This window comes from Streptomyces sp. NPDC019890 (assembly GCF_044903445.1).
In the GTDB taxonomy this organism is placed as follows: Bacteria; Actinomycetota; Actinomycetes; order Streptomycetales; family Streptomycetaceae; genus Streptomyces.
This window is the reverse complement of the sequence record NZ_JBJDQK010000034.1, coordinates 1-9,395: the sequence shown is the minus strand read 5'-3', so window position 1 is coordinate 9,395 and position 9,395 is coordinate 1. Positions and strand designations below refer to the sequence as shown.

The window sequence follows — 9,395 nt, the reverse complement described above, 5'->3', positions numbered from 1 at the left end:
GTACGTGACTCCGGTCGCGGACTGCATGGTGGGGGTCGCCGTACTCAGCCGCAACCGGCGCTCGCACGACGAGCACTTGACGGCGTTTCCCGCCCTTGCCGCGCTGCTCCGGGGCCGGGGGGTCGGTGCAGTACGCGGTGCCGGGCCGCTGCACCAACGGGCGCGGAGCCCGCGGGCCGGGCGAGTCCTGCTGATCGGTGACGCAGCGGGCTACGTCGACGCTCTGACGGGCGAAGGCATCGCCCTGGCCATGGCGACGGCCGCGGCGGCGATCACATGCCTGGCGGCCGACCGCCCGCAGGACTACCCCGCGCACTGGGCCCGGCTGACCAGACGTCACCGGGTGCTCACCGCGGGCCTTGTGCGAGCAGCCCGGCACTCCGGGACGGCTCGCCTGATCGTTCCGGCGGCACACCGCGCGCCGGCGCTCTTCAGAGCGGCGGTACACGCGTTGCAGTAGAAGAGACCGCCCCCTCCGCAAGGACAGGAACGAGGCCTTCGAAGATCCGGGCCTGGCTGGCCGTGCTCCTGGCGCTGAGCGCAAACTCCCCGTTCTGGCACAGCCACTGTGGCAGGTTGCCCGTCAAGGCCGGGTCGACGGCTTGATCCACCCCAGCGATCGCTCGACCGCCCGCTGCCAGTTTTCGTATTCCGATTCGCGCCGCGCGGAGTCCATGTCGGGCAGCCATTGCGCCGCCCGGTGCCAGTTCCGGCGCAGGACTTCCAGGTCCGACCAGTAGCCGACGGCCAGCCCGGCGGCGTAGGCGGCGCCCAGCGAGACGGTCTCGGCGACCATGGGCCGCACCACGGGCACGTCGAGGACGTCGGCCAGGATCTGCATGAGCAGGTTGTCGGATGTCATGCCGCCGTCGACCTTGAGCTCATTCAGGGTCAGCGAGGAGTCGGCGTTCATGGCGTCGACGACCTCACGCGTCTGCCAGCCGGTGGCCTCCAGCACAGCTCGGGCCAGGTGCCCCTTGGTGATGTACGAGGTGAGGCCGACGATGACGCCGCGTGCGTCGCTGCGCCAGTGGGGCGCGAAGAGACCGGAGAACGCCGGGACGATGTAGCAGCCGCCGTTGTCCTCGACGGTGCGCGCGAGGGTCTCGATCTCCGGCGCGCTGCTGATCAGTCCCAGGCGGTCACGGAACCACTGGACCAGCGAGCCCGTGACGGCCATCGGGCCTTCCAGCGCGTAGACCGCGGGCTGATCGGCGATCTTGTACGCAACGGTGGTGAGAAGTCCGTTGCGGGACCGTACGACGTCGGTGCCGGTGTTGAGCAGCAGGAAGCTGCCGGTCCCGTAGGTGCACTTCGCCTCGCCCGGGGAGAAGCAGGTCTGCCCGAAGAGTGCGGCCTGCTGATCGCCGAGCGCGGCCGTGATGGGCATGCCCGGGAGAACCGAGCGGTCCTCACCGTAGCGCTCCGCCGAGGACCGGATCTCGGGCAGCATGGCGCGGGGGACCCCGAAGAACCCCAGCAGTTCCTCGTCCCAGGTGAGCGTGCGCGTGTTCATGAGCATCGTGCGACTGGCGTTGGTGACGTCAGTGATGTGCTGACCGCCGGAAGGCCCGCCGGTGAGGTTCCAGATCAGCCAGGTCTCCATCGTGCCGAACAACACCTCGCCGTCCTGGGCTCGCTGTTCCAGCCCTGCGACGTGGTCGAACAGCCAGCGGATGCGTGGCGCGGAGAAGTAGGTCGAGGGCGGCAGGCAGCAGCGTTCCTGGAAGAACTCGTCGCCGGGGTGGTTTCTCAGCTCCTCGACGAGCGCAGCGGTGCGGGTGTCCTGCCAGACAATCGCTCTCCCCAGCGGGGTGCCTGTCCGCCGGTCCCAGAGCACCGTCGTCTCGCGCTGGTTCGTGATCCCCAGGGCGGCGACCTCTTTGACGGAGACGCCGACGCCGGACAGGGCCTCTGGCACGACGCGCCGCAGATTGCGCCAGATCTCGAGGGCGTCGTGCTCGACCCAGCCGGGCCTCGGGAAATACTGCTGGTGCTCGCGCTGGGCCACCGACACCAATCGCCCACTGTGGTCGAACAGGATGCAACGGGTGGAGGTGGTGCCCTGGTCTATGGACATCACATACCGTTCAACCATGATCCGGACCGCCTTCCGAAGCGTCCACGATGCGGTGGTGGGACTCAGGTGAGGGACTTACCAGCGGGCCGCCCCCAGGTCTCTGGAGATCGCCCGTGCGGCCTCACGGAGCAGGGTGATCAGGGCCGGCTGAGGCTTGCCCCTGGCATCACAGATCCGCTCGACCGGGCCGGATGCGCCGATGGCTCCCACCACGAGGCCGCCGTGCCCCCGGATGGGCGCGGCGATGCCGGCCTCACCCATGCTCATCTCCTGGACCTCGGCTGCCCATCCGTTCTCCCGGATCTCGGCGAGTGCCGGGGTGAGCTGCTCAGGGTCGACCAGGGTGTGCCGGGTGTACGCGTCCAGTCCGGCGTCCAGCGCCGACTCCACGGTCGCGGTGCCGAAGGCCAGCAGGACCTTGCCGAGCGAGGAGGCGTGCAGCGGCAGCAGCGCGCCCACATCCAGGGTCTGGAGCGTGTCGTCCGGCCGGAAGACGTGGTGGACGATGAGCACCCTGTCCTCCAGGGGGGTGCCCAGGCGGACTGCCTCCCCGCTGCGGGCGGCCAGAGCGTCGGCCCAGTTGATGGAGCGCGACCGCAGCTCGTTGACGTCCAGGTAACTGGTGCCGAGGTGGAGCAGCGCCGCCCCGAGCTGGTACTTTCCCGTCGCCGCGTCCTGCTCCACGAAATCCACGTGCTGCAGGGTGCGCAGAATGCCGTGGGCGGTGCCCTTCGCGAGCCCGAGCGACGCGGCCACCTCGCCCAGTCCGAGCCGACGAGGGCCACCGGCGAGCAGTCGCAGGATTGCCGCCGCCCGTTCGATGGACTGGACTGGGCCGGCCATAAGGCGATTCTAAGTCCGTCTTTACCGGTCTTGGTGCCGCATAATGCAATGATTTGTCCGGATCCATAGTCTCGCGTTCGATAATGCCGACCGCCGTTCATTGACCGGCCTCGTATCGCTCCCTAGCCTGCGTTGAGGTCGGCGTCCCGTGCCGACAGCAACTGGCCGAGGAGGGCACATGACGGCTCAGCTCAACACAGTGGCCCGCGAGGCAGTCGATCATGTCTCTCCCGTGCCACATTCCCCGAGAGCCGTCTCGGTCGTACGCGGACGTGTCCGCGCGGTGCTCGCCGAGTGGGGCCTTCCCCCGGACGTCACCATGGATGCGGTCCTGGTGGTCTCTGAGCTGCTGACCAATGCGCTCGTCCATGCCCTGCCACCGGCGACGCTGCGGTTGTCGTGGGTGCACGTCGACGAACGCAGAGCCTTGCGCGTCGAAGTCACCGACGCGGGATGCGCCCTCTCGGCCGGGCAGTCGGCTGTCCCGGACGAGCACGGCCGGGGAATCGCCATAGTCACCGCCCTGTCGGCCCGCTGCGGCATACACGTCCACACCGGCGGGATCACCCACTGGGCCGATCTCTTCGTAGCGTAGGAAAACAGCCCGGACAGCCCGGACTCCCGGAACCGGCCGCCGGGATCGGGCCCGGTCAGGCGTCCGCCAGCAGCAACCGCTGCTGCTGTGCCCGCTCCGCAAGTTCGTCGAGCACCAGTTCCGCCGCCTGCTCGCCCCACAACTTGCCCACCAGATCGCGGTAGACCGAGAGCCTCGGCAGTTTGCCGTCCATCCGGAAGAGGATGGACAGCGGTCTGCGGCGCCACCAGCGCTGCATCCACTCGATCGGCTGCGTCAGCAGCAGGGCGCCGTAACTGGTCACCGATGTCGGGGTCGCCGCGGCCGTGACCACGCTCTGGGTCAGATTGAGCATGCCGGCCAGGGACACCACCTCTGCGCCCGGACCGCTCGCCTCGTCCAGGAGGACCTGGTAGGTGGTCCGGAGCCGGTTGCGCTCCTTGATGGTGTCCGCCGCGGCCAGCTCGGCCTTGAAATCGGCAAAGTAACGACGGTAGCGGGCGAAGTCCTCGCGCACGCGCAGGAGTGCCTCCGGCACCTCGGCCGGTGAAGCCGCGCGGTCCAGTACCAGGGCGCCCACCGGAGGGATGGGGATCGTGGAGATCGCGGCCCACTCGGAGACCACGTCACCTCCGGTCAGGGACTCGTCCAGGGATTCGGCGACCTTCTCGTACAGCCGCATCGGAAGCGAGCGGTACACCTTCTGGAGGCAGCCGGCGGTGAAGGTGCCGCGTTCGAAGTCGGGGAAGTAGTCCAGGCCGTGGGCAGCGGCGACGATCAGATATCCGTTGCTGCGGTAGGCGCGCTCGCTGCCGACCTCACCGGCGCTGTGGAACGCGACGAGCCGGTCGACCTGCGCCACCAGGTCGTCGAGGCTCACGGGAGGGTCGCCGCCGCCCGCGAGCGGATCCCCGTCGACACGCGCGGCGGAGTCCTGCCCGTCCGGCAGGATCGTACGGGACGCCAGCTCGGTCGGCATACGCAGCAGCAGTCTGCGCAGATCACCGCCCGAGAGCGTGGGGCGTAACGTGCCGTACAGCCCTTCCCGTTCGAGACGGTCGGTGAGCGGGCTGCTGTGCCGGTCCACCGAGTCCAGGGACTCCACCCGGTCCAGCAGGACCAGAGCCTCGCCCAGCGTGCACAGGTCCATGAGGGACCGGAGACACAGAGTTCCCGAACTCCTCAGCGCAGCACCGGCGTTGCGCACCAGGCTCTGCGTCACCAGCCCGCGGTTTTCCTGTGTGTCGGTCACGGCGTGATTCTATGCTTGTGCGGTGGACTTGGTGGACATGGTCGAATTTGACGGCAATGAGTTACACCTGGCGCGAGAGCTGATCGCCCGTGGCGAGATGGCACTTATCACGCATCCGCCCAGCGGTGAACGCACGTCGAGTCGTTGGTCATGGCCCCGCGACGTCGCGGAGTCGATCGGCGAATGTGCCGTCGTCCCGCTGTCCTGCCTCAACGGCACCGTATTCCAGCAGTATCCGCTGATCGCCGGCCCCAAGGAGAGCATCCGTTTTCTGAGTGCCACGGCCGACCCATTGCCGCCCGAGCCCTTCCCCTACGAATCCGAACCTCTGCGGACGCACTACCGGGCCTTCCGTGAGCTGTGGCTCGCCGTCCCCGATCCGGAACCGGAGATCAGCTTCTACGAGGGCAAGGGTGGGCTGCGGGTGGTCGCCTTCTACATGCAGTTGGGGGAACGCCTCGCCCAGTTGCATTCCAAGGACGTCCTTCACGGCGACGCCCATAGGGACAACTGGGGCGTGATCGACGCCACCGTGGTCGTGGGAGACAACCACGCCGTCTTCCTGTTCTGCCCGCCCTCACCAGCGCAGTGCGCCACCGACATCTATCCCCTGCTGCCGGCTCTGGACGCCACGAAGTGGCGGGACTTCAAGCTCGGCTACGTCGGCACCTGGAACAAGGGCCAGCGGGTGATCGACCAGATCCAGATCAGCGACCGAACCGGATGGGCCATGGCGTTCCGCACCAGGCGATACACCGACAGCATGGAACTGATCCATCATCAGCTCCAGACGGAGACCGACGGGGGACTGCGCGTGATGCTGCTCGCGAATCTCGCGCTCGCCGCGGGCTGCGCCGGTCTGCACGACGAGGCGATGCGCCACCACGCCGAGGCCGTCGAGCTGGCCGGGACCCAGGCTCCTCACGCGGTCGGCTCCCTCGGCAGCACGGTCCTCGGCGTGCTGCGTATCCAGCAGGGCGACAGGGCCGGTGCCCTGGCCGCGTACGAGGGCGTGTTCCCGGACCCGGAACGCCTCGTCGCCCGGCTCGGGGCGAAGGACGCGCAAATCCCCATCATGAACCTGTGACGGCGCCGCAAGGCGGGCGGCGGTTGGTCTTCGGCGCTCTCGCGGTGGCGGCGCTCGGCCTGGGGGGCGTGCTCGGGTGGCGGACGCTGCGAGATGTCTCGGCGGGAGACGACTTCGACCCCGTGGGTGCAGTGATCGCCCTGATATCCCTGGCCATAGCCCTCGTTGCCGTACAGCAGAGCGCTCGGGCCCAGCGCTGGCAGGAACCAACCTCCCGGACGCAGCAGGCCGGCTGGCCGTGGAGGTACTCGACAAGGAGCGCGCGGCCCGCAAGCAGCTCCTCGGCGACCACGACCATCCCATCGACGTCCAGTTCGACCTGCTCCCCGCCCCGTGCCACAACGCCGAAGGCGCCGGGACAAGCGGTCAGCTCCAGAAGATCGTGGACTACTACCGGGACCTGCGTCCCGGGCGGCTGGTGATCACCGGCGCCCCGGGGTCGGGCAAGATGGTGCTACGGCGCCGGACTCCTCCGCATCGCCGGCATCGCCTACCAGTTCCGGCACCGTGAACTCCAAGACCACCTTGGCTCGCAGCACGAACCCTCAGCAGAGCCACCGTGCCGGTCCGTCTCGCGTCGCTGACGGGCGGCGAAGTCGTCCCAGCCCCCCCACACAACGTGCCAGAGCGAGACACACCAAGAGATGGCCAAGGTCGGCCGAGACACGCGACTAGATGGTTCAGAGAGACCGAGCCTGACTCACCCCACAGCGAGACGGGTCATCTAGGTCGACCGCGCTGGGATCCCCTGTCGCTACCTCCCCCAACTGCCGTCCAAGTTGAAGTACCGGCCCGCGCGTCGGCGGCGGAGAGCAGCTACGGACTGGATCACGAGGTCCGACGTCCCCCAGAATGACACCACAGTCACCGCTTAGCACGTCACGAGAGGAAGCGCCTTCGCATGGCCGGCAACGCAGACATGGTGGCCTTCATCCAAGCGCGGCTTGCCGAGGAGGAGCAGGTCGCGTGGGACGCCGGCGGCGCGAGCTGGAGGTGCCCGCCGGAGGCGCCCGGAGAGGTCCACGACAGGACGTCCGGTGTCGCGTTCACGGTGAGGGGAGCCGGCTACGACCGGCACATCGCGCTCCAGGATCCGGCTCGTACGCTGGCCCGTATCGAGACCAGTCGCGTCCTGCTCGGCGAGTACGTTGAGGTGGCGGACCGGGACGCCGACCGGCCGGACGACGACTTCGCCTCCGGCCGTGCCGTCGGACTCGGCTTCGCGGTGCGGCAGCTGGCCGCCGAATACGCCTGGCACCCCGGCTACAAGGCGAAATGGCTCCCCCGGTTCATCCGCTAGCGCTCGTACCAGGTGTGAGGAGTCCAGCGGTGATGCCCTGGCGAGGTGGACAGAAGGCCTGCAGCCTGCAGAAGTGGCCAGCCAGGTACGGACGGACTGCGACGGGCTTCGAGACTGCGCCGCCAACGACCTGCCGCGCAGCGCCTACTCCGGCTGATGGCCGGGATGGCGGGATCGGAGGTTCTCCAGGGTGCGGCAGGTCCCGTCGAGTTCATGCTGGAGGCGGGGGGCGGCTTCGGCCAGCGGGGTCGGATCTCCCGCCTTCGCACGCTGTTCGAGCTCCTCGCAGCAGGCCGCGAGGCCTTCGGCTCCCATGTTGCCGGCAGCGCCTCTGAGGCTGTGCGCCTGCTCTGCGATCTCCCGGGCGTCGTGGCGGTCCATCGCATGAAAGAGCGCGCTGGTCATGTCGGGGGCCCGCCTGAGGAAGTGATCCACCAGCCGGTCGACGAGTTCTCGCTCGGCCGGGCCGTCGGCGCCCCGCAGTTCGTCCAGCCGTTGCTCGATGGAGGCTCGCAGGCAGTCGTTCTTTGCCGGCAGGCGGGTGGGGCGGACCCAGCGGGTCAGGGCTCGCTCCAGGTCGGCGGCAGCGATGGGTTTGGAAACGGAGTCGTCCATGCCCGCAGCCAAGCAGCGTTCCCGGTCTTCGGGCAGGACGCTGGCGGTCATGGCGATGACCGGAAGGCGGCTGCCGCCGCCTCCTTCCCGGCGGCGCAGCTCTTGGGTGGCGGTGTAGCCGTCCATCCGGGGCATCTGGCAGTCCATCAGCACGGCTTGGTAGGTGTGTTCCTCGGTCATCTGCAGCGCCTGGATGCCGTCGGCGGCGATATCGGCTCTGTAGCCGAGGCGGGTGAGAATGCCCTGTGACACCATCTGGTTGATCTCGTTGTCCTCTACCAGCAGCAGACGGCCGCGGTGGGCAGGCTGGGAGGTGGTGGGGGCAGGTGTCGCTGCCGCTGCAGCTGCCACGGGCGGTGACTGGGCGGTGAGCTCGACCAGGGCGTCCATGAGTTGGGACTGCTGGACAGGTTTGGGCAGGCTGCGCGCGATGCCGGCCGCACTGAGTTCCACATCGGCCAGCGGTACGCCGGAGGTGAGCATCAGCAGCGGTACCCGGGCGATGGCCTGGTCGGTGGTGATCCGGCGGGCGAGTTCCAGGCCGTCCATGTCGGGCATGTGCATGTCGAGGAGGGCGAGGTCGAAGGGGCGCCCCGCGGCCGCTGCCTCGTGCAGGGTCACCAGGGCCTGGGGGCCGCCCTCGACCGTGGTCGGCTGCATGTGCCACCTGCGCAGTTGCGTATCGAGGATCAGCCGGTTCGTCTCGTTGTCGTCGACGGCCAGGACCCGCAGCCCTCGGAGGGTGGCGGAGTGAGGTTGGGCCGGGGGTTGCTCGTTGGTGTCGAGTGCGCGCATCGGTACGGTGAACCAGAAGGTGCTGCCCTCGCCGGGTCGGCTGGTGACGCCGATGGAGCCGCCCATGGCGTCGATGAGCCTGCGGCAGATGGCCAGGCCCAGGCCGGTCCCTCCGTAGCGGCGAGTGGTGGAGGCGTCGGCCTGGGAAAAGGCGTCGAACATCCGTTCCTGGTCAGCCGGTGCGATGCCGATCCCGGTGTCGACCACCTCGAAGTGCAGCCACGGCGACTGCTCCGCAGGTGGCCGTGCGGGGACCGGGCGGGCGCGTATGAGGACCTCGCCGCTTTCGGTGAACTTCACGGCGTTGGAGGCCAGGTTGACCAGGACCTGCCGCAGCCGACCGGCGTCCCCGTGCAACATCACGGGCAGGTCGGGGTCGCAGTCGCTGAGCAGTTCCAGGCTCTCGGCCTGGGTGGTCTGCGCCACCAGCGAGACGACCTCCTCCACGAGCAGCTGCGGGCTGAAGGCGACCTCGTCCACGTCGAGCTTGCCCGCCTCCAGCTTGGGGAAGTCCAGGATGTCGTTGATCAGCGACAGCAGTGACGTGCCGGCGGCCTCGATGCCCTGTGCGTAGCGGCGCTGCTCGGCGTCCAGTTCGGTGGCCAGCAGCAGGTCGCTCAGCCCGATGACGCCGTTCATCGGGGTGCGGATCTCATGGCTCATGGAGGCAACGAACTCTGACTTCACCCGGGATGCCTCCACCGCTTGGCCACGAGCTGCCGCCACGGCTTCCTCGGCCTGCTTGCGCTCGGTGATGTCCCGGATGAAGGCGTTGAAGCAGCGCGCCTGCCCCGACTGCAGCCGCCAGACGGCCAGTTCGACCGGTATTTCGTGCCCGTCACGGTGCAG

Annotated in this window: 8 protein-coding genes and 2 pseudogenes; 6 read left to right on the top strand and 4 right to left on the bottom strand. The window is 68.8% G+C overall.

The features are described 5' to 3' along the window. Together ACI2LP_RS33340 and ACI2LP_RS33335 are read left to right on the top strand one after the other, a co-directional pair. Positions 1-460 (top strand): annotated as a pseudogene (locus ACI2LP_RS33340) (monooxygenase); the annotation flags it as partial. A 41-nt stretch (positions 461-501) separates the two neighbouring features. Further along, positions 502-606, top strand: a pseudogene (locus ACI2LP_RS33335) (glutamate-cysteine ligase family protein); the annotation flags it as partial. Here ACI2LP_RS33335 and glpK read toward each other — a convergent pair. After that, positions 584-2,098, bottom strand: a complete 1,515-nt coding sequence (gene glpK / locus ACI2LP_RS33330) for a glycerol kinase GlpK (RefSeq protein ID WP_404728278.1) — start codon at positions 2,096-2,098, stop codon at positions 584-586. The pseudogene ACI2LP_RS33335 and the gene glpK overlap by 23 nt on opposite strands. 57 nt (positions 2,099-2,155) lie before the next feature. Then, positions 2,156-2,923 (bottom strand): IclR family transcriptional regulator, encoded by a 768-nt coding sequence (locus ACI2LP_RS33325; protein WP_404728277.1) that lies wholly within the window; start codon positions 2,921-2,923, stop codon positions 2,156-2,158. Positions 2,924-3,101: 178 nt separating this feature from the next. Here ACI2LP_RS33325 and ACI2LP_RS33320 point away from each other — a divergent pair, with 178 nt between their 5' ends. Next, positions 3,102-3,518, top strand: a complete 417-nt coding sequence (locus ACI2LP_RS33320) for an ATP-binding protein (RefSeq protein ID WP_404728276.1) — start codon at positions 3,102-3,104, stop codon at positions 3,516-3,518. A 55-nt stretch (positions 3,519-3,573) separates the two neighbouring features. On the opposite strand, the gene ACI2LP_RS33315 is transcribed toward ACI2LP_RS33320, so the two are convergent. Next, complete coding sequence (locus ACI2LP_RS33315; protein WP_404728275.1) at positions 3,574-4,749, bottom strand: hypothetical protein; 1,176 nt, start codon at positions 4,747-4,749, stop codon at positions 3,574-3,576. Between the two features lie 22 nt (positions 4,750-4,771). On the opposite strand from ACI2LP_RS33315, the gene ACI2LP_RS33310 reads away from it, so the two are divergent. From ACI2LP_RS33310 to ACI2LP_RS33300, 3 genes are all read left to right on the top strand, one after another. Further along, positions 4,772-5,836 (top strand): hypothetical protein, encoded by a 1,065-nt coding sequence (locus ACI2LP_RS33310; RefSeq protein WP_404728274.1) that lies wholly within the window; start codon positions 4,772-4,774, stop codon positions 5,834-5,836. A 238-nt stretch (positions 5,837-6,074) separates the two neighbouring features. Continuing rightward, complete coding sequence (locus ACI2LP_RS33305) at positions 6,075-6,347, top strand: hypothetical protein (RefSeq protein WP_404728273.1); 273 nt, start codon at positions 6,075-6,077, stop codon at positions 6,345-6,347. Positions 6,348-6,737: 390 nt separating this feature from the next. Then, on the top strand, positions 6,738-7,136 hold the full coding sequence (locus tag ACI2LP_RS33300) for a DUF6221 family protein (protein ID WP_404728272.1): 399 nt from the start codon (positions 6,738-6,740) through the stop codon (positions 7,134-7,136). Positions 7,137-7,280: 144 nt separating this feature from the next. Here ACI2LP_RS33300 and ACI2LP_RS33295 read toward each other — a convergent pair. Next, a partial coding sequence (locus ACI2LP_RS33295) for a response regulator (RefSeq protein ID WP_404728271.1) occupies positions 7,281-9,395 on the bottom strand: 2,115 nt, incomplete at its 5' end.

What these genes read in the sequence shown, in the direction of transcription:
- glpK (WP_404728278.1), bottom strand. Translation starts at nt 2,098, where the DNA reads ATGGTTGAACGGTATGTGATGTCCATAGACCAGGGCACCACCTCCACC.
- ACI2LP_RS33325 (WP_404728277.1), bottom strand. Translation starts at nt 2,923, where the DNA reads ATGGCCGGCCCAGTCCAGTCCATCGAACGGGCGGCGGCAATCCTGCGA.
- ACI2LP_RS33320 (WP_404728276.1), top strand. Translation starts at nt 3,102, where the DNA reads ATGACGGCTCAGCTCAACACAGTGGCCCGCGAGGCAGTCGATCATGTC.
- ACI2LP_RS33300 (WP_404728272.1), top strand. Translation starts at nt 6,738, where the DNA reads ATGGCCGGCAACGCAGACATGGTGGCCTTCATCCAAGCGCGGCTTGCC.